At 64.9% G+C, this 24595-nt stretch carries 21 protein-coding genes and 1 pseudogene; 11 read left to right on the plus strand and 11 right to left on the minus strand.

What is annotated here, in order from left to right:
* Positions 1 to 16: 16 nt before the first annotated feature.
* Entirely contained in the window at positions 17 to 1057 is a 1041-nt protein-coding gene (gene ligD, locus BST40_RS08020; RefSeq protein ID WP_075546843.1) for a non-homologous end-joining DNA ligase, read from the minus strand.
* A 37-nt stretch (positions 1058 to 1094) separates the two neighbouring features.
* On the opposite strand from ligD, the gene BST40_RS08025 reads away from it, so the two are divergent.
* The 3 genes from BST40_RS08025 to BST40_RS08035 all read left to right on the plus strand — a co-directional run bounded on the left by BST40_RS08025 (position 1095) and on the right by BST40_RS08035 (position 4698).
* Positions 1095 to 2189: an ATP-dependent DNA ligase gene (locus BST40_RS08025; RefSeq protein WP_083153965.1), complete on the plus strand. Its 1095-nt coding sequence runs from the start codon at positions 1095 to 1097 to the stop codon at positions 2187 to 2189.
* A gap of 12 nt (positions 2190 to 2201) precedes the next feature.
* Positions 2202 to 3773, plus strand: a complete 1572-nt coding sequence (locus BST40_RS08030) for an FAD-dependent monooxygenase (protein ID WP_083153966.1) — start codon at positions 2202 to 2204, stop codon at positions 3771 to 3773.
* A 469-nt stretch (positions 3774 to 4242) separates the two neighbouring features.
* Positions 4243 to 4698 carry a hypothetical protein gene (locus BST40_RS08035; RefSeq protein ID WP_240316529.1) on the plus strand — a complete coding sequence of 152 codons (456 nt, stop codon included), beginning with the start codon at positions 4243 to 4245 and terminating at the stop codon, positions 4696 to 4698.
* A 321-nt stretch (positions 4699 to 5019) separates the two neighbouring features.
* On the opposite strand, the gene BST40_RS08040 is transcribed toward BST40_RS08035, so the two are convergent.
* On the minus strand, positions 5020 to 6264 hold the full coding sequence (locus tag BST40_RS08040) for a cytochrome P450 (protein ID WP_075546841.1): 1245 nt from the start codon (positions 6262 to 6264) through the stop codon (positions 5020 to 5022).
* A gap of 201 nt (positions 6265 to 6465) precedes the next feature.
* Here BST40_RS08040 and BST40_RS08045 point away from each other — a divergent pair, with 201 nt between their 5' ends.
* Positions 6466 to 6732 (plus strand): hypothetical protein, encoded by a 267-nt coding sequence (locus BST40_RS08045; RefSeq protein WP_075546840.1) that lies wholly within the window; start codon positions 6466 to 6468, stop codon positions 6730 to 6732.
* A gap of 79 nt (positions 6733 to 6811) precedes the next feature.
* On the opposite strand, the gene BST40_RS08050 is transcribed toward BST40_RS08045, so the two are convergent.
* The 4 genes from BST40_RS08050 to BST40_RS08065 all read right to left on the minus strand — a co-directional run bounded on the left by BST40_RS08050 (position 6812) and on the right by BST40_RS08065 (position 10806).
* A complete protein-coding gene (locus BST40_RS08050; protein ID WP_075546886.1) occupies positions 6812 to 7717 on the minus strand; it encodes a haloalkane dehalogenase in 906 nt (301 codons plus the stop codon).
* A gap of 17 nt (positions 7718 to 7734) precedes the next feature.
* Positions 7735 to 8220: an NUDIX hydrolase gene (locus BST40_RS08055; RefSeq protein WP_075546839.1), complete on the minus strand. Its 486-nt coding sequence runs from the start codon at positions 8218 to 8220 to the stop codon at positions 7735 to 7737.
* Between the two features lie 11 nt (positions 8221 to 8231).
* Positions 8232 to 9593, minus strand: coding sequence for a WS/DGAT/MGAT family O-acyltransferase (locus BST40_RS08060; RefSeq protein WP_075546838.1), 1362 nt, complete (start codon positions 9591 to 9593; stop codon positions 8232 to 8234).
* Positions 9594 to 9729: 136 nt separating this feature from the next.
* Positions 9730 to 10806, minus strand: coding sequence for an SDR family oxidoreductase (locus tag BST40_RS08065; RefSeq protein ID WP_075546837.1), 1077 nt, complete (start codon positions 10804 to 10806; stop codon positions 9730 to 9732).
* Between the two features lie 176 nt (positions 10807 to 10982).
* Here BST40_RS08065 and BST40_RS08070 point away from each other — a divergent pair, with 176 nt between their 5' ends.
* The 3 genes from BST40_RS08070 (at position 10983) to BST40_RS29330 (ending at position 13555) form a co-directional block, all read left to right on the plus strand.
* On the plus strand, positions 10983 to 11789 hold the full coding sequence (locus BST40_RS08070; protein WP_089025057.1) for a lysophospholipid acyltransferase family protein: 807 nt from the start codon (positions 10983 to 10985) through the stop codon (positions 11787 to 11789).
* A gap of 174 nt (positions 11790 to 11963) precedes the next feature.
* Positions 11964 to 12335 (plus strand): hypothetical protein, encoded by a 372-nt coding sequence (locus BST40_RS08075; protein WP_075546836.1) that lies wholly within the window; start codon positions 11964 to 11966, stop codon positions 12333 to 12335.
* Positions 12336 to 12772: 437 nt separating this feature from the next.
* Positions 12773 to 13555, plus strand: a complete 783-nt coding sequence (locus BST40_RS29330) for a hypothetical protein (protein ID WP_131808287.1) — start codon at positions 12773 to 12775, stop codon at positions 13553 to 13555.
* Positions 13556 to 13758: 203 nt separating this feature from the next.
* Here BST40_RS29330 and BST40_RS08080 read toward each other — a convergent pair whose 3' ends face one another.
* Positions 13759 to 14097 (minus strand): DUF732 domain-containing protein, encoded by a 339-nt coding sequence (locus BST40_RS08080; RefSeq protein WP_158006334.1) that lies wholly within the window; start codon positions 14095 to 14097, stop codon positions 13759 to 13761.
* A gap of 229 nt (positions 14098 to 14326) precedes the next feature.
* Positions 14327 to 15898, minus strand: coding sequence for a succinic semialdehyde dehydrogenase (locus BST40_RS08085; RefSeq protein WP_083153968.1), 1572 nt, complete (start codon positions 15896 to 15898; stop codon positions 14327 to 14329).
* Between the two features lie 148 nt (positions 15899 to 16046).
* Between BST40_RS08085 and BST40_RS08090 the strand changes: the two genes are divergently transcribed.
* The 3 genes from BST40_RS08090 to BST40_RS08100 all read left to right on the plus strand — a co-directional run bounded on the left by BST40_RS08090 (position 16047) and on the right by BST40_RS08100 (position 21188).
* Entirely contained in the window at positions 16047 to 17243 is a 1197-nt protein-coding gene (locus tag BST40_RS08090) for a serine hydrolase domain-containing protein (RefSeq protein WP_240316530.1), read from the plus strand.
* Positions 17244 to 17283: 40 nt separating this feature from the next.
* Positions 17284 to 19197, plus strand: a complete 1914-nt coding sequence (locus BST40_RS08095; RefSeq protein ID WP_075546833.1) for an ABC transporter ATP-binding protein/permease — start codon at positions 17284 to 17286, stop codon at positions 19195 to 19197.
* A gap of 74 nt (positions 19198 to 19271) precedes the next feature.
* Positions 19272 to 21188 carry an ABC transporter ATP-binding protein/permease gene (locus BST40_RS08100; protein ID WP_075546832.1) on the plus strand — a complete coding sequence of 639 codons (1917 nt, stop codon included), beginning with the start codon at positions 19272 to 19274 and terminating at the stop codon, positions 21186 to 21188.
* 20 nt (positions 21189 to 21208) lie between these two features.
* Here the strand turns inward: BST40_RS08100 and BST40_RS08105 are convergent, their stop codons facing one another.
* Positions 21209 to 23011 (minus strand): AMP-dependent synthetase/ligase, encoded by a 1803-nt coding sequence (locus BST40_RS08105; RefSeq protein WP_083153969.1) that lies wholly within the window; start codon positions 23009 to 23011, stop codon positions 21209 to 21211.
* Positions 23004 to 23159 (minus strand): hypothetical protein, encoded by a 156-nt coding sequence (locus BST40_RS30030; RefSeq protein WP_158006333.1) that lies wholly within the window; start codon positions 23157 to 23159, stop codon positions 23004 to 23006. The genes BST40_RS08105 and BST40_RS30030 overlap by 8 nt, the downstream gene beginning before the upstream one ends.
* 107 nt (positions 23160 to 23266) lie before the next feature.
* Here BST40_RS30030 and BST40_RS08110 point away from each other — a divergent pair, with 107 nt between their 5' ends.
* Entirely contained in the window at positions 23267 to 24283 is a 1017-nt protein-coding gene (locus tag BST40_RS08110; RefSeq protein ID WP_075546830.1) for an AraC family transcriptional regulator, read from the plus strand.
* A 213-nt stretch (positions 24284 to 24496) separates the two neighbouring features.
* On the opposite strand, the pseudogene BST40_RS08115 reads toward BST40_RS08110, so the two are convergent.
* Positions 24497 to 24595: pseudogene (locus tag BST40_RS08115) on the minus strand (WXG100 family type VII secretion target); the annotation flags it as partial.

The following is a 24595-nucleotide window of genomic DNA, read 5'->3' on the forward strand; positions in this document are numbered from 1 at the left end:
CGGTATGAGTTCGGCGCTACCCGTTGCGGGCATCCCTCTTCAGATCGGTATCCCGGCTCGGCTGCACCCGTTTCGGTTCCCCGGGCATCTTCGGGTAATTCGGCGGGTACGGCATGTCTCCGAGGCCGCGCTCTTCGTCCGCGGCAACCATGTCCAGCAACGGCGCAATCGACTGCGCCACATCATCCATGCCGGCCCAGGGATCGTCACGACGCCGCACTAGGTCGGGCACCGTGGCCATGGTGTAGTCGTCGGGGTCCGCGCCCGCCAGCTCATCCCAGGTCAACGGTGTCGACACGGTGGCAATCGGGGTACGGCGCACCGAATACGCCGACGCCATGGTGCGGTCGCGGGCATTCTGGTTGAAGTCGATGAAGATCCGCTCGCCGCGTTCTTCCTTCCACCAGGACGTGGTCACCGCGTCGGGCGCGCGACGCTCCACCTCGCGGGCCAGCGCGATGCCCGCCCGACGCACGGCGATGAAGTCCCAGTCGGTGGCGATCCGGAAAAACACGTGCACCCCGCGCCCGCCCGATGTCTTCGGGTAGCCGACCAACCCGAGTTCGTCGAGCAACGGCCGCAACACGTCGACGGCGACATCCCGCGCCTGCACAAAACCGGTACCGGGCTGCGGATCCAGATCGATGCGCAATTCGTCGGGGTGCTCGGTGTCAGGACAGCGCACCTGCCACGGGTGCAGTGTCACGGTGCCCATCTGCGCCGCCCAGACGATCGCCGCCGGGTGGGTCACCTGCAATGCGTCGGCGGTGCGTCCCGACGGGAACGTCACCCGGCAGGTCTGCAGGTAGTCGGGACGGTGCTGGGGCACCCGCTTCTGATAGATCTCCTCGCCGTCGATGCCGTCGGGAAAGCGCTGCAGATGCGTGGGCCGGTCGCGCAACGCGGCCAGCATCGGGCCCCGGCCAACGGCGCGGTAGTACTCGACCAGCCGGCGTTTGGTGCCGCCGGAGCCGAGCTGCGGGAAGTACACCCGGTCCGGGTTGGTCACCCGCACCCGGATGCCGTCGACGTCGAGTTCTTCTGCAGCAGCGGCCATAGCTGGATTCCAGCATGCCGCACGCCAGAATGAACCCATGGACCTACCCGTGATACCGCCCGTTTCGCCGATGCTGGCCAAGTCCGTCAAGACCATCCCGGCGGACGCCTCATACGAGCCGAAATGGGACGGCTTCCGGTCCATCTGTTTTCGTGACGGCGACGAGGTCGAGCTGGGCAGCCGCAACGAGCGGCCGATGACCCGCTATTTCCCCGAGCTGGTCGCGGCGGTGCGCGCCGAGTTGCCGCCGCGCTGCGTCATCGACGGCGAGATCGTCATCGCCACCGAGCACGGCCTGGATTTCGAGGCGCTGCAACAGCGCATCCACCCGGCCGATTCGCGGGTGCGCATGCTCGCCGAGCACACCCCGGCGTCGTTCATCGCGTTCGACCTGCTGGCCCTGGGCGACGACGACTACACCAAGCGTCCGTTCACTGAGCGCCGGGCGGCGCTGGTGGATGCGCTGTCCGGCTCCGGCCCGTCGATCCACGTCACCCCGGCCACCACCGACCTGGCGACCGCGCAGCGCTGGTTCTCCGAGTTCGAGGGCGCAGGTCTCGACGGCGTCATCGCCAAACCGCTTTCCATCACCTATCAGCCGGACAAGCGCGTCATGTTCAAGATCAAGCACGAACGGACCGCCGACTGCGTGGTGGCCGGGTACCGGGTGCACAAGTCCGGCGGTGACGCGGTCGGCTCGCTGCTGCTGGGGCTCTACCAGGATGACGGCCAACTCGCCTCGGTCGGTGTGATCGGCGCCTTCCCAATGGCGCAGCGGCGGCAGCTCTTCACCGAATTACAGCCGCTGGTAACGACTTTCGACAACCACCCATGGAACTGGGCGGCCCACGAAGCCGGCGAACGCACCCCGCGCAAGAACGAATTCTCCCGCTGGAACGCCGGCAAAGACCTGTCGTTCGTGCCGCTGCGCCCCGAGCGCGTCGTCGAAGTGCGTTACGACCACATGGAAGGCGCGCGGTTTCGCCACACCGCCCAGTTCAACCGGTGGCGCCCGGACCGCGATCCACGCTCGTGCACCTATTCCCAACTCGAACAGCCGGTGTCGTTTCGACTGAACGACATCGTGACCGGCTTGGGACCGCGCACCGCGGCGGGCACCGGAACGGACTAGTAGTCTCACCCCGTGGTCCAGGTCGTCATCGCCGGAGCCGGCCCCAACGGGCTGATGCTGGCATGCGAACTGGGACTGGCCGGGATCCGGCCGGTGCTGCTGGACGGCAGTCCCGGCCCTAACCGCCAACCTCGCGCGGCGGGCATTGTCGGCCAAGGGGTTCGGATCTTCGACCACCGCGGCCTGTACAGCACTCTCACCGGGACGGATGAGCCCCCGCAACCCGCCCCCGGCTCGTTCTTCGCCGGGTTCGCATTCAGTTTCGCGCAGGTGCCGAACCACCAGCTGTACACGCTTCGGGTGGAACAACCCAGGCTCATCGAGGTGCTGCTGGCCGCAGCCCAGAAATACGGCGTCGACTTCCGCTGGGGTCACGCGTTGACCGGCTTCGACCAGGGCGACGACGGCGTCACCGTCAACATCGCCGGGCCGGACGGCGCCTATGAGCTGGCGACCGAATACCTGATCGGCGCCGACGGCGGCTCGAGTTTCACCCGCAAGCTGGCCGGCATCGACTTTCCCGGGATGTCGTCGTACGACGTCATCGAACATGTGACGTTCGGGGTGCTGCCGCCGCTTGACTGGGTGGATCCGGTGAACGGCTCGCTGAATGTACCGGGGTTCGGTGCCGTCCCGCCCCGGCAGTACTTTCGCACCCCCCACGGCATCTTCGGTTGGGGCCTGCAACTGACAGACCGGCCGGGGGCATTCACCATCGAGCTGGATAGCGCACCGCGCGAAAACCCCGACTCCACCGACAGCGACACCGCGCCCATGTCCGTTGCCGAGCAGGAGGCCAGCATCAAACGCGTGCTGGGCGCGGCTGTGCCGCTCCAGCCCGAATCCACCGGCGCACCACCGGATTTGCGGCGTTACCGCGGCGTGAACTCGAGGATCGCGTCGCGATACCGGGCCGGCCGGGTCCTGCTGGTCGGCGATGCCGCGCACGTGCAGCCGCCGCTCGGGGGACCAGGTCTCAATCTGGGTTTGCAGGATGCGATGAACCTCGGCTGGAAGCTGGCCGCCGTGCTCGACGGACGGGTCGGCCCCGAGCTACTCGACACCTACGAGGCCGAGCGCCGGCCCGCCGCCGAGCGGGTGATCATGTACAGCCGCGCCCAGCTGGCCCTTATTCGGCCCGGGGCCGAAGTCACCGCGTTACGGGAACTCTTCACCGAATTGCTGGCGCAACCCGATGTGGTCCGCCACCTCGGCAACCTGGTGTCGGGCGCCGATATTCGCTATGCGGCGAGTTCGGATGAGCATCCCCTCGTCGGGCGCTGGGTGCCGGATTTTGCGGTCGAAAACTCGCGCGGAGCCACCCGCATCGCGGAGCTCGCCCGCGACGGGAGGCCGTTGCTGGTAGACCTCACCGAGCACGGCGTGGTGGCTCAGGCGGCGGTCGACATCGACCGGGTCACCGTCGCCGCCGGACGCCCGGTCGGGGACGTGCCGGCAACGGCGCTGCTGGTACGTCCAGATGGCTACGTAGCCTGGGCGTCCGCGGCGCCAACACCTAACATCGCCGACCTCGACGAGCTTGATCGCCTGCTCACCCGCTGGTTCGGCGTCACCTTGACCTGATTACGACAACCCCCGATCCCGCCTGATGGCGGACCCCCGTTGTCCACCGTTCGTGCTACTCGGAATTCGTCGTAAAGAACCCCTGATCAGGGGACAACGCATGCCGCTGAAATGAGGCATCGTTGCAAGGCTGGGCACTTCCGCACGGCAGGTGAATTGCGATAAGGAGATACCTGATGAGCCATGAAGCCCTTTTCCACGAGGTGGACGCCGCATACGCGTGGGCTGTCTTCGTGGTCGACGACATCGATTCGTAAGCACCGTGTCGGCTGTCGGGCCGACTAGATCGGAGGTCAAGTCCCGAGACGCGGTGTAGCTACGCTCGATCGCCCGACCCCCTGGGCGGGCAGTTCCGGCGGTGCGATATCCGCCTTTATCGCTACACCGCGTCCCCGGGCGCAGCCCTGCGCGGCGCGCCCGCAAATTCGAACGTCCGGATTCAGCCATTCGACGCCCTTAAGATGTCGGAATGCTGCACGTATCTTCATTGTTCGTTGCCGGCACCGCGACATTGGACGAATACGGCGCGATCAATGCGACGCGCATTCCGATGACCTGGTTTCAGGTCGACCAAATGCCGCTCTGGGCAAAGGTTCCCGTTGTTCTGGTGGTGCATGCCAAAGCAGGTGGTGACTACGACCCAGAACTCCACGTCGTGTGCAAAGACCCCGCCGGGGTGCCGCGCGGAACCCTCAAAGCCAGTTGGCACTGGCCGGACGACGACGATAAAGCATCCAAATACCGGTGCTTTACCCAAGAACTCTCTTTCCCGATCGAGATAGAAGGCGAGTACACGATCGGCGCCTACTATGACGAGCAAGGCAAATTCGAGCTGTCCACACCAATACCGATCTCGATCATTTTGGCCGCCCAGACCCCTTCCGGCGAAGAGGGCCAAAGCGGTGAGAACGACAACCGCGACTAGAGTTTGGGCGACGTCCGCTGTCCACGAATGCCGCTAGTTCCCTCAGCCTATCGGCGCCCTCCGACACGAATGCGGGTAGAAAGTGCCTGCCCACCAACCGATTTCACATGTTCACCCACAGCGAACATCAACGGGGGCAAACTGCCTCACCAGTCACATAGCAGACCCGACACCCAATCTGCCCTCCAGTCCGCGACAACGCCAGTAACGCAACGAATTTGCCGCTCAGAGGCAGACGAAAGGCGACACCCCACCCCCGGTGACTCACGTGACTCAAGTCACCAGACCGACCGCCGCGCGCCCAACGGCTGGGCGAAGTAACTAGATCACGACGGACAGCGCCTGCAGCCCGCGCAACGTGACGTTCGTTTTGTACTGTGGCTCACCGGCCAGCCAGGCGTCGGGGAATCGGGCGGTGATCGCCGACAACGCCACCCCGGCTTCCAACCGTGCTAGCGGGGCTCCCAAGCAGTAATGCGCCCCGTGGCCGAAACCCAAGTGCCGCAACGGCCCGCGTGCCGGGTCGAAGTTGTCTGGTCGGTCGTATTCGGTGGGATCACGATGTGCCGCCGCCAGCAGCAACATCATTGTGTCCCCCTGAGCCACCCCGACGTCCCCAATCATCATGTCAGCGCCCGCGATTCGGCCGATCAACTGCACCGGCGGGTCGTAGCGCATGGTTTCCTCGATGACCGCCGGCGCTCGGGCAGCGTCGGCGCCCAGCGCAACCCAGTGCCGACGGTCCCGCAGCATCGCCAAGATGGCGTTGCCGATCAGGTTCACCGTGGTCTCGTGTCCGGCGACCAGCAGCAGCATGCAGGTCGACACGATCTCCTCCTGGGTCAACTGATCTCCCGACTCCTCTACCGCGATAAGACCGGACATCAAGTCGTCGCCGGGCTGCGACCGGCGCCTCGCGATCAGCCCGCGCAGATACTCGCGCAGCCAGCTGCCAGCCGCCAGCCCGTCGTTAAAGTCCTCCGGATCCTCGCCGGTGAAGGCGAGGAACGGGTCCAGCGACTGCGCCAGCAAGGCCGACGCCCGGCTGAACTGTGGCTCGTCTTCCAGCGGCACCCCGAGCAGCCGGCAGATCACCGCCACCGGCAACGGATAGGCGAAGTCGCCGACCACGTCGAAGCGGCCCTTTTCGGCGATCCGGTCCAGCAATCCGTCAACCAGCGCGGTGACATCGGGTCGCAGTGCGTTCACTACTTTCGGGGCGAACGCCTTACTGACCAGCTTGCGCAGCCGGGTGTGATCGGGCGGATCGAGAAACAAAAAGCCGGGCGGGAATTCGGTGCCCGCGGCCGGTGCATCCTGCAGCCGTCGCCGGGCGATCGTCGAGTTGGACCGGTCGCTGCTCGACAACGGGTGCCGCAGCACCTCGTCGCAGTCGTGATAGGTCGAGAAAAGTACGAAGTTGGCGTCCGGCAGCTGCAGCGGCCCGTGCTCACGAAGCTGTGCGCACACCGGATACGGGTTGGCACGGATCGCCGGGTCCAGCAGTTGCAGCAGCAATGCCTGCGGTTCGGCATATTCCGTGGGCTCCATGGGCCGTGTCGTCATGCTGACATTGTGCCCGTACGTCGAGTGCGCCCTGGTCAAAGTGGGTGGCCGCGACCATGGCGGCGCGTAGCAAGGCGACCTTCGTCGAGTTGGACGCGTTGACCGCTCCACAAATCCAGCATCAGCGCCGCTGGGTCCTGGGAATGGGCTTTCCGAGAGCCGCCGCGCCGCGCGAGGGAGCCACTGCAGCCCATGCCCCGGATGTCGTCAACCAGGTACTACGCCTCGGACCGCAGATCCCGGCAATTCACCCAGGTCCAGTTCGCGGGCACGGTCGCCGGCCAGGTTCGTGACCCGGTGCTGCGGGAACTGGCCGGCAACCACGGGTCCCATCTGACCAAGACTCAGGTCGACGTGTACCAAACGTCGCAAATCTCTTCGGATTTCGTGTTCGGCAACGCGCCCAACGACGACGCTTACCGGCAACTGGTCGTCGTGTACGACAACGTCGCCATCCGATCGTGGTGATCCTGTTCGCCGGACTCCTGATGGCTGTCATCGTGGCGGCGGTGGTTTTGTTCGTCCTCTTCCGGCGACGCGGACTGGGTCAGCGACGCAGAAACGTCACGATATAGTCGGCCAGCTCTTCGCCGGCGTCCTCTTGCAGAAAGTGGCCGGCGCCGTGCACCACCGGGTGCTCGACGCCCTGCGCTCCGCGCATCTCACGCTTGAAGATCTCGGCCATCGGCCCGGTGATCGGGTCACTGTCGCTGAACGCCACCAGCATGGGCGTCGGACTCACACACAGTTTCGTCCAGGCCGTCTTGTTCGCCGCTGCCGCCGGGTCGTCGGGGGAGGTCGGCACCAGACCGGGCATGGCGCGCGGGCCGGCACAGTATGCGTCGTCGGGAAAAGGGGCGTCATAGCCGGCACGCACCGCGTCACTCATCTGCCGCCGGCATCCCCCTTGCACGAACCAGCCGATGTCCAGCTTCGGCGCGGTCTGGATCGCTTCCCGGAAGCGCCACCAGATCTCGGCCATCGGCTGCTCGCCGTTGGGCAGGCCGGTGTTGGCCACGACCAGCCGCGCGAAGCGCTCGGGATGCTCGGCGGCCAGCCGCAATCCGATCAACCCACCCCAGTCCTGTCCGACCAGAGTCACGTTGCGCAAGTCCAGCACGTCGAAAGCCAGCGTGCGCATCCACTCGACATGACCCGCATAGCTGTGGTCTTCGCGGCGGGTCGGCTTATCGGATCGGCCGAAACCGACCAGGTCCGGGCAGATGACACGATGGCCCGCGGCGGCCAGGACCGGAATCATCTTGCGGTACAGATAGGACCACGACGGCTCGCCGTGCAGCATCAGCACCGGGTCGGCGCGCTCCGGCCCGTCTTGCACCCAGGCGACCCGCAGGGTCCCGCCTTCGCCGTCGGGCAACTCGCAATACCTTGGCGCGTAAGGAAAGTCAGGGAGGTCGTGGAACCGCTCGTCGGGTGTGCGCAATGTCTGCATCATGCGAACATACGCCGTCACGAACCCTCGGTTAAGCCTGCCACGGACGGCTGCGCCATCAGCCGGTCAAGGAATTCCCGCTGCCCCTTGAGCAGCTTGGTACGCGCTTGCGCCACCGGAAACCAGCCGACCCGGTCGACCTCGGGGAATGCGCGCACCGTGCCGGACCCCTTCGGCCACTCCAGCTCGAAAGTGTTGCTGCGCACGTCGGTGATGTCGAGGTCGGCTTCGACGGCGAAGACGGTGACCACTTTGCCGCTCGATTGTTTCACCGCGCCCAGGTCGATTCGCGGCCCGTCAGGAACCGGCAAGCCCAGCTCCTCGGTGAACTCCCGCCGGGCAGCCGACCAGGGGTCTTCGCCTTCGGGGTACTCACCTTTCGGAATCGACCACGCCGCATCGTCTTTGCGCGCCCAGAACGGGCCACCGGGATGCGCGATGAGGACTTCGACGACTCCGGCCGGTGCCCGATACAGCAGCAAACCGGCGCTGAGCCTGGACATCCGGGTGATCCTCAGACTCCGACGGCCTGCTCCAGATCCTTCAGTGACGACTCCAGGTGGAGCAACAGCCGCTGCAGGTGCGGCACGCTGCGACGGCAACCGACCAGTCCGAAGTCGAGATTGCCCGCGTTGTTCACCAGGGTGATGTTCAGCGCTTGGCCGTCGGGGATGTTGGACATCGGGTAGCTGCCGTCGAGCCGGGCGCCGCCGTAGTACAGCGGCTCCGTCCCGCCCGGCACGTTGGAGATGACGATGTTGAACGGCGGCGGCACCGTCGACAAGAAGCCCGGTATACCCGCCAACGTCAACGGCGCCATATGTAGCGCGGACAGCGCAAGCACCTGCAGTTGCGGCAACTCGGCGAGCACCTTCTTGTTGGCGCGCATTGACTCGCTGATGATCTTGATCCGCTCCGCGGGGTCCTCGACGTGAGTGCCGAGGTTGCACAGCAGGCTGCCGACCTTGTTGCCGCCGCCGTCGGAATCGTCTTTGGAGCGCAGGCTCACCGGGACCATCGCGATCAGCGGAGTGATGGGCAGCGCGTCCTGTTCGATCAGGTAATACCGCAGCGCGCCGGCACACATCGCCAGGACGGCGTCGTTGACGGTGACCCCGGCTGCCTGCTTGACGGCCTTGACGCGCTCCAGCGACCAGGATTGCGCAGCGCAGCGGCGCGCTCCGCCGATCTTGACGTTGAACATGGTGTGCGGCGCCGCGAACGGCAGCGTCAGCTGTTGCTGGAACAGGGCGGCGCGGGCCAGCTTCAAGGTCGAAGGGGCAAGGCCCACAACCGATCCGGCCAGCTTGACCAGCGAGCTGAGCGGAGACGACGATCCGCCCGACGGCGGGCGCGGCGCCCGGGGCAGATTCCACATCGCCCGCACCTCGGTGTCGTCCGGGTCGGTCGACAGGGTGCGCTGCATCAGCTTCATCGCGGAGACACCGTCGATCAGGGCGTGGTGCATCTTGGTGTACATCGCGAACCGGCCGTCGTTGAGCCCCTCCACCACGTACAGTTCCCACAGCGGGCGGTGCCGGTCGAGCAGGCTGGTATGCAGTCTCGAGGTCAGCTCCAGCAGGTCGCGTACCCGTCCCGGCGACGGCAGGGCGGAGCGTCGGACGTGGTAGTCCATGTCGATCTCGTCGTCGTAGGCCCATGCCACACGCGCGATTCCACCCCCGATCGTCGCGGGGTGTTTACGGAACGTGGGCTGGAATTCCTCGTTGGCAACCAGAGCGTCGTAGAACTGCCGCACGAACTCCGGACCGGCCCCCTGCGGCGGCTCGAACAACGACAAGCCGCCCACGTGCATGGGATGCTCCCGCGATTCGGCGAACAGGAACATCGAGTCGTTGGGCATCATCAATTCCATGCACTAATTAAAGCGTGCCGAACAACTTTGTTGCCGGTTCAGGATCGCCCTATGGCCGCATGCGGGCGGTTATCCAGCGGACGCGCTCGTGGTCATGGTCCCGGTTCAGGCACCTGCACAGCGGCGCGCGGCACCGTCAGAACATCGCCGCGGAGCCGACTTCCGGGTGGCGGCGCATGAAATCCACCAGCCGATCGACGTAGCCGGTGAATGGCGGGGGCCCGACCGGGCCGTCGGCGAGGTCGGCGCGGCAATGGTCGGTCAAATAGAAAGTGGGATGGGTGAAATAGTCGACCGCCTCCGGCGGGATCCGCATCAACCGGTAGAGCCCGGGAACATGAGCCAACGAGCCCTTCGCCAGCTTGCGCGGTAGCGGAATCTTGATCAGTTGCCGGCCGGTCACCCGGGCCAGCACGTCGGTCATCTCCTCGACCGTCAGCGGTTGGGGATCGGCCAGCTGATAGGTGCGGCCCTCCGAAATGGCCAGCCCACTCAAATAACTCACCGCGTCGACGACGAAGTCACGCGGGACCACGTTCACCCGCGTCATGGTGGGATCTCCCGCCACCGGCAGGATCGCGTGCCGGGGCTGCCGCAACAGCCACTGCATGACGAAATAGGGCCCGTCGAACTTCTGCGTCTCACCCGTTCGGCTGTCACCGACCACGATCGAGGGCCGATAGATGGTCGCCGGCATCCCGGCCGACATCCGCCATCTCACGTCCGCCTCGGCGAGATGCTTGGTCTCCTCGTAATAGTTGTTGAACGGCGCACCCACTTCCAGGTCGTCCTCGCCGAACGGGCCGGCGTAGCGTCCGCTGACGTAGCAGGTGCTGAAGTAGTGCAGCCGGGTCAGGTTGGGACACTGTTCAAGTGCGTCAAGGACGTTGCGGGTGCCGTCGACATTGATCCGCATCGCTACCTCACGCGCCACCGCCAGGTCATACACAGCGGCCAGATGCCACGCCTCGGTGACTTCGCTCAGCGCCCCCGCGGCGAGTCCGAGTCCGGGTTGGGTGATGTCGCCCTCGACCAGCTCGATCCGCCCGCTGACCGACGGTTCGGCAGCGCTGAGTTCGGCCACGCGGCGCTTGGCCAGGGTGGCGAATTTGGACTGCACGAGACAGATTGCCGTGCCGTCCGTGCGGTTGAGGATGCGCGGTAGCAACGCGCTGCCGAGAAAGCCGGGGAACCCGGTCATCAATACGGTCATCGCCACACTCCTGCCCACTTGTGCGATGTCGTGGTTTAGACCTGACGCTACCGATTCGCGGAGTTGTCGACGGGGGACTTTAGACCTCGCATCCGCGGCCATTGGTCCTCGGTCAGAGCACCGTGGCGGGAGGATAATCGAGTCACCGGCACCTCGACTACTGATGGGCAGAAGACGTGAGCGGCAAGGAGATTGACAACTCCGAGATGGCCAAGTGGGATCCGGCCTTCACCAAGGCGTTGATCGGCACGGTCACCCCATTCATCAAGCGCTGGTTCCGGGCAGAGGTGCGCGGCCTGGAATCGTTTCCCCCGACCGGTGGCGCTCTGCTGGTGTCCAACCACTCCGGCGGGGTGTTGACGCCCGACTGGAACGTGCTGGCGCCCGCCTTCTACGGCAGGTTCGGTTACGGTCGTCCGCTGTACACCCTTGCCCACTATGGGGTTTTCTTCACTCCGTTCCGCGAGGCACTGGGCCGCCTCGGCGTCATTCACGCCAGTCGGAACAACGCGGTCACGGCGTTGCGTTCGGGTGCGGTCGTGCTGGCATTTCCCGGCGGTGACTATGACGCGTTCCGGCCGACGTTGGCGCAGAACGTCATCGACTTCGGCGGTCGCACCGGATACGTCAGGACGGCTATTCAGGCCGGCGTACCGATCGTTCCCGCGGTCTCCATCGGGGGTCAGGAGACCCAACTCTTCGTCACCCGCGGCAACTGGCTGGCAAAGCACTTGGGTCTCAAACGAATTCGCATCGAGATCCTGCCTGTCACCGTCGGCCTACCGTTCGGCTTGACGGTGTTCTTCCCCGCCAATATGCCGCTGCCCGCCAAAATCGTCTACCAGGTGCTGGATCCGATCGACGTCGCCGCCCAATTCGGCAAGGACGCCGAGCCGGCGGAGGTCGACGCCCGGGTGCGTTCGGTGATGCAAGCCGCGCTCGACAAACTGGGCCACCAGCGCCGGGTCCCCGTACTGGGCTGATCGATTGCCGGGCCGGCCCCCGGGCGGTATTCGAGGGGACGAAAGTCCTCAGCTTGAAATTTTTCTTTCAAACCGCGCCGTGACGGCGTTACTATTCGCCCGTGTCACACTAGTTGACCCACGATTGGTGAGGGGGCGCTAATGCGTCGAGGACTCGCAATAGCAGCGGTGGGAATGGGGCTCGCCAGTGCCGGGTTTACGGGTAGCCCGCCGGCACAAGCCGATGATCCGCCCTACCACATCCTGAGTGCCCAGGATCTGTGCAACCTGGTGTGGCCAAGCTCGGAGGCGATGCCGGACCCGGCCAAACAGCCGCCCGCCGTTGGGCTCATCTGCGTACGGCAGGGCGGGGCATTGCTCCGGCTCGCCAGGGACATGCCGGCGATTTTCTCTAATTCGTTCACCCTGGAACCAGGCAAGGCTCCGGAATTGCCGAAGGGCTCGGTGCGCGTCAACCCAAATGATCCGCTCAGCGACTGGATCATTCCGGACTGCTTCGTCCCGGACCGCATCGACTGCAATCCGAACGCGCCCGGACACCGCTGAAATACGGCGTGCATTCCGGTCGGGTAGCACCTAAAAGTCAGCCACCCGACCGGTTAGCCGTGACGTAAAAGCCACAAGAACCGGGGCGATTCACAAGGCGATTGCCGACAGGTTAGAATGAGCGCCGAGACCGTTCCGCCGGTGGATGCGTCAGGCCGAAGTCAATAACGCTGCCGCGGAAGTGTCCACCACTTTTCAGGCTACACCAAGACGCCGAGGGCCTTCGCCGACACTTAACTTGGGTTTCACCGCACGACTGGCATGGGCAATCGCTATGCTGCTGCACATCAGCATCCGATACCAAATATTGGTGTCTATGCTGCCGAAGGGCAGCTACATATCGACATTGCTCCATTGCTAGCCTCACAGGCGCCCAAGATCGCGCCACCCACTTCGCTCTACACCCGAATGAACCAGGAAAGGGCCGACCCGCACCCGTGACGTCTCAACAACTACCCGACCGCGCAGGACCCCGCGCCACACCCCGCCGACGCAAGTCGCCACAACGACACACCCGCGCCACCGCAGCATTGGGAGCGCTGGCACTAGCCAGTGCAACCAGCGCTGCCTTCGCCGCGGCAACCCCGCCACCAGCAGCTTTGATTTCTCAAATCAGCGCGGGCCGACTCGACATCACCTTAGCCGTTCACGACGGATTCAAACTCGACACGTGCACAACGGAAAGCACTGGAAGCTCCACCCCCGCCCTCACCGACACCACGACCGCGACAACGAATTCAGCAAATACTGGCGACACCGCCATGAACAACAGCAATTCCAGGGGCACCGAAGAACCTTCGACCACCAACCCAAGCAACGGTGCCGCCAGCCTGCTGATCGTCTCCGAAACCGCTGAACTACTGACAGACGACCTAGAACCACCGACCGCGTACGGAAAGTTTCAAATCGAACCACCAATAGTCGGCCAGACTATCAATGAGCCAGATTATGACTATTCCGATGCATGGGGGAATCCATATAAAGATTTATATAAAGATTTTGGTTATGAAAGACCACCACGCTACGACGCTCTAACGCACTTAGACAGCCTTAAATATACCTATGACGCGGCGCTCAACCCGCATGAGTTTCGAGCGGCATTTGACAAATATCAACAGCTGCTAGATGAAGCTCTAGGCCGTCGGCCAATAGTCGATCCCGTTCCCATCATATGGGAAGATGAGGACATCGATGATGGGAACCTAGATGACAGCGAATAACACCCGAAGAGGATTCGGGTGGGTGAACCGTCCTGGTCCTGGAGGTCGCACAAAAATGGACCATTTCGGTAGCCCCATCCCCGATCAACCGCGCGGCGAAGCCTATCCACAATCGTCGAGTGGTCAATGTCTGCACAAGCAATAGTCACCCCGGTTCCTGCGAATACGAAACCAGGGTAACTATTGCAAAGTCACAGAATTCTCTAGCGGCCCGAGGAAAGCTCGTTCGGGCAGTAAATAGCCTCGGCGAGCTGAGCGAATTGGGCGTCCTGTAACGACGTGGCGTTGGCTCGGTCGGTCTGAGCCGTGAACAACAACGCCTCGGCCTCGGTGTGCCCCTGGTTCAGGTACAGGCACATGGCCGTGGCCCGGCCGACCGCCAAGTACGGGTTCACGTACGGGATCCCGGCCTTGTCGAGCTGCTGGATGAAGGTGGAGTCAGCAGTGGAGTCGGCATATGCCGGCGCCGCGGCAGCTCCCGCACCTGCCACAATGGCCCCGACAGCCAACCCGGCAGCAGCCAGCATTGAGAACTTAACCATGGTCTTTCCATTCATGAGGGGTTCTTAACTCGAATCGTACGCCGCTGATACCGGTAGGGGTACCGGGAATTTGAACAAAATCGCCTTCAAAACCCGAACACACCGTGAGTAGTCAACGCCGCAACGATTCGCTTGACCTATACATCGCCGCTGCGCCCGAATTTATTCCACTGGTGCCGGGCTAAAGCTAAAGCGACCCATGACCTAGCCGGCAACCGTCAGGAACCGGCTATTTGACGCCCGGTAGCCGGCGGAGCATCCGCAACCCGCCGCTCATCAGGCGTGCGTAGTGGTCGGCACGCATCCAGGACGGCACGCCGACCGGCAGCCCGCGTTCGATCGCGATGGTTTGCGGCTCGGTGTATTTCAGGATCCCCTGCTCGCCATGACGACGACCGAGCCCGGAGGCCTTCATGCCGCCCATCGGCGCGTCGACAGATGCCCACGCGGCGGCGTAGCCCTCGTTGATGTTGACTGTTCCGGCCTGCAATCGGGTGGCCACGGCACGCCCGCGCTTGGGATCGGAGGTCCACACGCTGAAGTTCAAGCCGTACAGACTGTCGTTCGCTTTCGCCACGGCCTCCTCCTCACTGTGCACGCGATACAGCGAGACGACCGGACCGAAGGTCTCGTCGGCGAACGCCGCCATGCCCTCGCGCACGCCGCTGAGAATGGTCGGCTCGTAGAAGAAGGGGCCGATGTCGGGACGCGGCCTGCCACCGGCGAGCACGGTCGCGCCCTTGTTCACCGCGTCGTCGACGTGGTGGGTCACGGTGTCGAGCTGTGTTTGGCTGATCAGCGACCCCATGTCAGCCGAATAGTCAAGCGCGGCAGACATTTTGATTGCCGTCGTGGCTGCCACGAACCGGTCGGTGAACTCATCCCACAGGGCGTCGGGCACATAGATGCGTTCCACCGAGATGCACAACTGGCCCGCGTTGGAGAATGCCGCCCGAACCGCACCGACGGCGGCCTTGCCGACATCAGCGTCATCGAGGACCAGCAGCGCGTTCTTGCCGCCCAGTTCCATCGAGCAGTCGATCAGCCTCTTGCCCGCCTGGGCGGCCACCGTGCGGCCGGTGTCGGTCGAACCGGTGAACATCACGTAATCGGACTGCTCGATGATCGGTGAACCCAGCTCCGATCCCGATCCCGTGACACTCTGCACCAGCCCCTGCGGCATGCCCGCCTCTTCGAGAAGGCGCACCGCCCAGAGGGCCGAGAACGGCGTCTGGTTGTCGGGCTTGGCCAATACGGCATTACCGGCGACGATCGCCGGCAGCGCATCGCTGATGCCCAGGGTCAGCGGATAGTTCCACGGCGAGATGATCCCGACCACGCCCTTCGGCAGCCGGTGTTCCCACACCTCGGTCAGGGCAAGCAGCACCCCTTGGCGGCGCTTGGGGCGCAGATACTTCTCGGCGGTGTGGGCGTAATAGCGGGCAGTCAGACATACGTCGGCGACCTCTTCGAAGGCGTGCGCGCGGGCCTTGCCGCTCTCCAACTGGATGATGTCGAGAATCTCGTCCTGACGCCGCAGCACCAAGTCGTGAAAGCGCAACAGCACCTCCGTGCGCTCGCCCAACGGGCGCTCCGACCAGGCACGTTGGACAGCACGGGCGCGGCCGGCCGCGGCGACGACGTCCTCTGGGGTGCATTGCGGTACGCCGGCGAGCGGCTGTCCGGTCATCGCGTTGGTGACGTCGCGGCGACGGTCACCGTCGGCGGCGTCGACCCGCCGGCTCAGCGCCTGCAGCAACGGCGTGACCTTCGTTGTCTTCGGTTCGGAAATTGCGGTCATCGTGGCACTCCTCGCGGCGTTGGGGTTCAGGATTCGACTACCCGCCAAGTGGCCGCCGGACACGGGCCGATGAGCTGCAACTGCGATACCGTCACGCACAGCTGGTAACTAGTGTCGCCGATGTGGCCACGGAAGAAGGAGTGCCTCCGTGGAAAAGCTCACGCCCTCCGGTCGCCGACGAACTCGAAAGCTGTCGATAACCACTCCGCGACCCGGATCGGATACCGGGCCGACACACCCAAGGCGGTGGCGGGTCCTGGCGGCGACGCTGCTGATGACACTTCCTGGCTGCGGCCACGCGAGTGTCCAACCCAAGGGCTGGACCCTGCGGCTCGACCAGGTCATTCCGGCCGGGATGGCTGAGGCCTCGGTACCGGGTGCGCTCATCGGCGTCTGGAAGCCCGGTGAGGCGCCCTACGTGCGGGCGTTCGGACGCAGTGACACCACGACCGGCGCGCCGATGGCCACCGATATGCACATGCGCATCGGCAGCGTCACAAAGACCTTTACGACCACCGCAATTCTGCAGTTGGTGGACCAGGGCAAGGTCGGACTCGACGATCCGATCGGCAAGTATGTGCCCGGAATTCCCAACGGCGACGTGATCACGCTGCGGCAACTGGGCCACATGCGATCGGGGCTCTTCGACTACTCGACCGAGACGACACCGCCGAAGCTGGGAGAAGAGACGCGCCAACGCACACCGGAAGAGCTGATCCAGATCGCCGCCAGCCATCCGCCGGCCTTTCCGCCCGGAGCGCAATTCGACTACAACAACACCAATACGGTGCTGCTCGGCATGGTGGTCCAGAAGGTCTCCGGCCAACCGTTGGCCGACTTCATCCGCGACCACATCGCGCAGCCGCTCAACATGCAGCACACCGTGTTGCCGGTCGGCGCCGAGATTCCCTCGCCACACGCGCACGGCTACACCAAGCGTCCGGGCGGCCAGATCCAAGATGCCACCGACTTCAACCCGTCATGGGGGTGGGCAGCGGGAGCCATGGTCTCGACGCTCGACGACCTGCGCATCTGGGCGCGCAGTGTGGCGGAAGGCGAGTTGCTCTCGAAGGCCGCACAGGCCCAACGCCTCGAATTCCTGCTCGCGCCGTCGGAAGGAACCGGCACGCTCTACGGGTTTGGACTCGAGAACCAAAACGCCTGGATTGGCCACAACGGGAACATCCCCGGCTACCAGTCTTACGTCTATTACCTCCCCGCCGAGGGCACGACACTGCTCATGCTCGTCAACTCGAATGTCGAGGTCCTCGGGGTGTGGAACTTTTTCACCAAGATCGCCAACATCGTCAGCCCCGCTCACTCCTGGCCGGCCCCACCGGCATAGCAGCAAGTGCGCGTCCGCCCGCGGAAGAAGGAGAGCCTCCGTGGAAAAGTTCACCCCCTCCATCAACTGGGGCCACGAGCTGGTCGCGTCGTTGCGGTGGATTGTCGAGGCCTGGGCGCTCAGCGCGGCATGCCTGTTCGTCGTCGCGGTGCTGGTCGTCCGGTTCACCCGCTGGGGCAGCCAATTCTGGCGCATCACCGGCGAGTACTACACGGGCCGGCACAGCGTCCCGGTCTGGGGTTTGTTCGGCGCGCTGCTGCTGTCGGTCATCACGTCGGTGCGGTTGACGGTGTTGTTCACCTACTACAGCAACGACCTGTACTCGGCGCTTCAGGCCGCGTTCCAGGGCGCCGCCGCCGGCAATGACGCCGTGCGGGATTCGGGCATCCACGGCTTTTGGGTGGCCATCTGGACCTTCTGTGTCATCGCCACCCTGCAAGTCATCCAGGTGATGACGGATTTGTATGTCACGCAACGGTTTTTGATCCGATGGCGGGTATGGCTCACCGACCGGCTGACAGCGGACTGGCTCGACGGGCGGGCTTACTATCGGGGCCGGTTCCTGGACGCCGCGATCGACAACCCCGACCAGCGGATCCAGCAGGACATCGACATCTTCACCGCAGGTGTCGGTGGCGCGCCCAACAGCCCGTCGGTCGGCACGTCGGCCACCCTGCTGTTCGGCGCGGTCCGATCCGTTGTCTCGGTGGTATCTTTTGCCGCGATCTTGTGGCGGCTGTCCGGCACGTTGACCGTCTTCGGGATCGACATTCCGAAGGCGCTGTTCTGGGTCTTGTTCGGCTACGTCTCGATGGCAACGGTGGTCGCCTTCTGGATCGGTCATCCGCTCATCCGGTTCAGCTTCCGCAACGAGCTGTTCAACGCCGCCTTCCGGTATGCGCTGGTGCGGCTGCGCGACGCCGCCGAGGCGATCGGCTTCTACCGCGGCGAACGCGTGGAGCGTTCCCAGCTCGGGAGGCGGTTCGCCGATACGATTGCCAACTACCGCCGCTACGTGCGGCGCACGATCGGCTTCCTCGGCTGGAACGTCACGATGAGCCAGACCATCAACCCGCTGCCGTTCATCGTGCAAGCGCCGCGGCTGTTCGCGGGCAGTATCAAACTCGGAGACGTGATCCAATCCGCCGGCGCCTTCGGCCAGATCGAGGATTCGCTGTCGTTCTTCCGCAACGCCTACGACCGGTTCGCCAGCTATCGGGCCGCGATCATCCGCCTCAACGGGCTGGCGGAAGCCAATGCCAAGGCGCGCACGCTGCCTGAGCTGCGCAGCGTCGCCACCGGCGACGTCGCGATAGAACTCGACGACGTCGAGGTCCGCTCACCGGCCGGCGCGCAATTGATCGACCCGCTCAATGTGCGGCTGGTGCCCGGCGACGCCCTGGTCATCACCGGCAAGTCCGGCTGCGGCAAGACGTCGCTGCTGCGCACGCTGGCCGGACTCTGGCCGTATGCCTCGGGCACGCTGCGCTATCCGGACGGCGGGGACGGAGTCATGTTCGTCCCGCAGCTGCCCTATCTTCCGCTGGGCAACCTGCGCGCCGGCGTGACCTACCCGGCGATGGAGGGCGAGATCGACGACCTGACGCTGCGCGACGCCCTGGCCAAAGTCACCTTGCCCAACCTCATCACCCGGCTCGACGACGTCGAGGACTGGGCCAAGGTGCTCTCGCCCGGCGAGCAGCAACGCATCGCGTTCGCCCGCGTCCTGGTGACCAGACCCAAGGCGGTGTTCCTCGACGAAGCCACCTCGGCGCTCGACGAGGGACTGGAGTTCGCGCTCTATGACTTGCTGCGAAAAGAGCTGCCCGACTGCATCGTGGTCAGCGCCAGCCACCGCAGCACCGTCGAACCGCATCATCACCAGGAACTGGAATTGTTGGGCAACGGCCCGTGGCGGCTCAGCCGCATCGGCGAACCGGTGGCCTCAATGTGAGCGGGCCGCTTTTCAAATCGCGGTAGCTTCTCGACATAGCGTCGCCACGACGCCATGGCACAGGAGCGTTCACCATGGATACCTTCACGCCGTCGATCGACTGGAGCAACGAGGTTGCCGGGTCGCTGTGGTGGCTTGCCGAAGCCTGGACGATCAGCGGCGCGGCCCTGTTGGCCGTCGGGACGCTCATTGCCCGCTACACCACCTGGGGCCGGCAGTTCTGGGAGGTGACCGGCGGATACTTCAAAGGCCACGACAGTTTTCCGGTGTGGGGCCGGCTGGCCCTGCTGCTGATGCTGGTGATGGTCGCGGTGCGGATCAACATCCTGCTGAGCTACTACAGCAACGACTTGTACACCGCGCTGCAGGTGGCGTTCGAGGGGGCCGCCAGCGGCGACATGCGGGTCCGCAATTCCGGCATCCACGGCTTCTGGGTGGCCATCGCGACCTTTGCCGTGCTGGCGATCATCTACATCACGCGGGCCGTGGTCGACCAGTTTCTGATGCAGGAGTTCATCATCCGGTGGCGGGTCTGGCTCACGCACCGATTGATGGGCGACTGGCTAGGTGACCGCGCCTACTATCGCGGCCAGTTCATCGACCACCCCATCGACAATCCCGACCAGCGAATCCAGCAAGACATCGATGCTTTCACCGCATGCTCGGGAGGCATGGCGAACATCCCCTCGAACGGCACTGCCAAGACCCTGTTGTTCGGCGCCGTGCAGGCGGTGGTGTCGGTGGTGTCGTTCGCCGCGATCCTGTGGGACCTGTCGTTCCCGATCACCGTCGCAGGTCTGCAGATTCCGCGGGCGCTGTTCTGGATAGTCATCGCCTACATCACGTTCGCCACCGTGGTCGCTTTCTGGATCGGACGCCCGCTGATCCGGTTGAGCTTCCGCAACGAAAAGCGCAACGCGGTCTTCCGCTACGCGCTGGTGCGGCTGCGCGACGCCGGCGAAGCGGTCGGCTTCTACCGCGGGGAGCGAGCCGAAAGTGTGGAATTGAACGGGCGATTCGCGGGGGTGATCACGAACTATCGCGGCTATCTGCGGCGCAGCGTGGCCTTCACCGGGTTCAACGTGGCGGTGAGCCAGCCGATCGGGCTGCTGCCGTTTTTGATTCAGGCGCCGCATTTGTTCGCGGGCTCGTTCAAACTCGGCTACGTCATGCAATCCACGCAGGCGTTCGGCACGGTTCATGATTCGCTGTCGTTCTTCCGTAACGCCTACGACCTGTTCGCCAGCTACCGCGCCTCCATCCTGCGGGTGCACGGCCTGGTCGAATCCAACGCCAAGACCCGGGCGTTGCCGAAACTGCACACCGCGCCCAGCGTCGACGGCTCGGTCGAATTGGATGAGGTCGAGGTGCGCACGCCGGACGGCCTGCAATTGGTGGCGCCGCTCAGCATGAGACTCGCTCCGGGCGACTCCATGGTGATCGTCGGCCGGTCGGGGTCGGGCAAGACCACGCTGCTGCGCAGCCTCGCCCAGTTGTGGCCGTTCACATCGGGGACGTTGCGACACCCCAGCCAGGACAACGCGACGATGTTCTTGAGCCAGTTGCCATATGTGCCCCTGGGCAATCTGCGTGCCGTGGTGTCCTACCCGGCCGCCGAGGGCGACATCGCCGACCGCCGGCTGCGCGACGTGTTGGCCAAAGTGGCGCTGGCTCACCTGCGCGACCGGCTGGATCAGGTTCAGGACTGGGCCAAGGTGCTCTCCCCCGGCGAACAGCAGCGGATCGCGTTCGCGCGCATCCTGCTCACCAGGCCCAGTGCGGTGTTCCTCGACGAGGCGACGTCAGCGCTCGACCCGGGACTCGAATATTCCCTGTACCAATTGCTCCGCACCGAGTTGCCGGACACCGTTGTGGTATCGGTCAGCCACCGCAACACCGTCGAGCCACATCACGAGCAGCAGTTGGCGCTGCTGGGCGGTGGGGCCTGGCGGGTGGGAAAGGTCGGCGAACGTGGCAGCGTCGCTCCGTGACCCGAGCGTCGAGCCGCTCGTCAGCGCTTGCTGTACAGGGTCTCGATCTCGGCGGCGAAACGTTGCGCCACCACATTGCGTTTCACCTTCAGCGTCGGGGTCAGCTCACCGGTCAAGACGGTGAAGTCGACCGGCAGAATGCGGAACCGCCGGATCGATTCGGCTTGGGAGACGGCCTGATTGGCTTGCTTGACCGCCTGGTCGATCTCACCGGCCAGATCGGGGTCGTCGATCAGATCGGCAACCGACGCCGTCGCCTCTTTGCCGTGGTGCTGCTTCCACACGTCGAAACCTTCCGGGTCGATCGCTATCAGCGCGGCCACGTATGGCCGGTTGTCGCCGACCACCATGGCCTGGCTGACCAGCGGGTGCGCGCGCAACTGGTCTTCGAGGACAGCCGGTGCGACGTTCTTGCCGCCGGCGGTCACGATGATCTCCTTCTTGCGGCCGACGATCGACAAGAAGCCGTCGGCGTCGACCGACCCGAGATCGCCGGTGTGGAACCACCCGTTGACGATCGCCTCGGCGGTGGCCTTCTCGTTACGCCAGTAGCCGGTGAACACCACGCCGCCGCGCACCAGCACCTCGCCGTCATTGGCGATCGCCATGCTGTTGCCGGGTAACAGCTTGCCGACGGTGCCGACCCGCTCTTCGCCGACCCGGTTCACGGTGATCGCGGCGCTGGTCTCGGTGAGCCCGTAGCCCTCGTAGATGGTCACCCCGACGCCGCGGTAGAAGTGGCACAGCCGCTTGCCCAACGGCGCTCCCCCGGAAACCGCCGCATGGCAGTTGCCGCCGAGCGCGGCGCGTAGCTTGCCGTACACCAGCCGGTCGAACAGCGCATGCCTGGCCCGCAGCAGCAAGCCCGGACCGCCGGTGTCCAGGGCCGTGCTCCATTCGATCGCGGTGCGAGCGGCGGCATCGAAGATCTTGCCCCTGCCGCTATCCTGGGCCTTCAATTCTGCTGTGTTGTAGACCTTTTCGAATACCCGGGGCACGGACACCACCACCGTCGGCTGGAACACAGCCAACGTGGACACCAGGTTCTTGATGTCGCTGGTGTAACCGATCGTGACCTTGTTGGCGAACGCCGACATGGACAGTGAACGCGCCAGCACATGCGCCAGCGGCAGGAAGACCAGCAGCCGTTCACCCTTGCGCAGCAGTGTCGGAAAGCACGACGCCGCGCCGCGCGCCTCGTACAGCAGATTCGAGTGGGTGAGCTGGCAGCCCTTCGGGCGGCCAGTTGTGCCCGAGGTGTAGATCAGCGTCGCGGGGTCGGCCGCCCGCAACGACGCCAGCCGTTGGTCGAGTTTGCCGACGTCCACTGCCTTGCCGGCCTCGGCCAGTTCGTCGAGGGCCGTCGGGCCGCTCGACTCGAGCTGCAAGATCCTACGCAGGCTCGGCAGCTCGTCGCTGAGTTCCTTGATCACCTGGGCGTGGGCGTCGGTCTCGGCGATCGCCAGTACGGCCCCGGAATCCTCCAGTACCCAGCGCACCTGCTCGGCCGAGGAGGTGTCGTAGATCGTCACTGTGACCGCGCCCACCGAGAGGATCGCGTAGTCAAGGATCACCCACTCGTAGCGGGTGGCCGACAAGATCGCGACTCGATCGCCGGCGTTCACGTTCTCGGCGATCAAACCCAGTGCCGTGGTGCGGATCTGCTGGGCGGCCGCTGCGCAGGTCACGTCGGTCCACACCCCGTTGACCAGGCGCTGGAAGATCACATGATCGGGGTCGTCGCGCTCGTGTGCGTACACGCTGCCGGCGATGTGGTCGGTGTCGGCGACGGTGAAATCGGCGGCAACATTGAATTCACGCATGGTCTGGGGTCCCTTCCAGCTGGTCGCGATTGGATTCGACGTACGGGTTGCGGTCGCCCGACGAGCCGGTCACCACCGGTGTGGACGGATTTTCGATGACACCTCCTGGCCGCTGCCGCTTGCCGCCGGCAACGCCGGCGGCAAGCATTATCCACCGACGCTAGCCGCCTGCGCAGTTTGCTTCCACATGGCCCGTCAGTGCCTTGGGTTCGCGGGTACTTGACACAGCGGCGCCGTCCGCTGAGGGTCAACGGCATGTCCGTGGTGCGTGGGACCGGGCTGTCCAACTACCCGAAGCTGGTCGCCGAGTTGGGCGGTGACCCGGCCAGCCTGCTGCGGGCAGTGGGTGTCCGGGACCGAGACGTCGGCAACTACGACGCGTTCATACCATTCCGCGCGGCGATCAGGGCGATGGAATCGGCCGCGGAGGCAACTGCTACACCGGATTTCGGGCGCAGGTTGGCCCGGCGACAGAGTATCGAGATCCTGGGACCGGTGGGTGTGGCCGCTCGGACCGCCGCAACGGTGGCCGACGCCTTGTCGATCTTCAACACCTTCATGGCGGCGTATAGCCCCGTTATCCGCATACAGATCACCTCGGCGGCCGATGCGCAGCGATCATTTATCGGAATCCAGTTCCTCCTCGACGAAGCGATTCCCTGTCCGCAGACGCTGGAGCTGGCGTTGGGCGTCTCGCTCGGGGTGTTACGCCTGCTGATGGGCGCCGACTACGCCCCGCTTGCGGTGCACCTATCCCACGACCCGGTTACCGCCCCGGCCGACTACGCGCAGTATTTCGGCTGCACGCCGTTCTTCGCCGAACGCAGGAGCGGATTCACCGTGCGCACCGCGGACCTGAGCCGACCGTTGAACCGAGACGACGTCGCCCACCGCGCAGTGGTCGACTACCTGAGCAGCATCACCCCACTCGGTGCCGGGATCGTGGAATCGGTACGCGCCATCGTTCGCCAATTGTTGCCCACCGGGGCGGCGACCCTCGACCTGGTGGCCGAGCAATTCCACCTGCATCCGAAAACGTTGCAGCGCAGGCTTGCCGACGAAGGAACTACCTTCGCGGTGCTGCTCGATCAGGTCCGCAAAGACACCGCCGACCGCTACCTGCGCACCACGGGTATCAGCTTGTCGCACCTGGCAAGGGAATTGGGCTATGCCGAGCAGAGCGTGTTGACGCGCTCCTGCAGGCGCTGGTTTGGGGCGGGGCCGGCAGCCTACCGAAACCGGGCCCGGCTGCCGGCATTCGCGCGGGCCTGAGCGGCTCACGCGCGGATCGTTTGGCGTCCCCCGGGATATATCGCGGTGTCGGACCGCACGTGTTCGAGTCGATACCGTACGCCGCGATGTAACACGCGATGCTGCAAGGTATCTCGTGAGCATCGGCACGTCGGCGTGATCCGTCCGGCACTCGGCCGGACCGCCCGCCGCCGACGAACCGCGTCCACCATCACGGCACCGGATTACGGCCAGCTACCCCCACTTGGCGGCCTCCGCGGTGTCGCGAGCCAGCATGGCCATGGTGTTGGATTCGTGCGTGCCGGCCATCGACTGATAGGCCCGCATCAGGTC

Origin of the sequence: Mycobacterium persicum (genome assembly GCF_002086675.1) — a bacterium.
GTDB lineage: Bacteria > Actinomycetota > Actinomycetes > Mycobacteriales > Mycobacteriaceae > Mycobacterium > Mycobacterium persicum.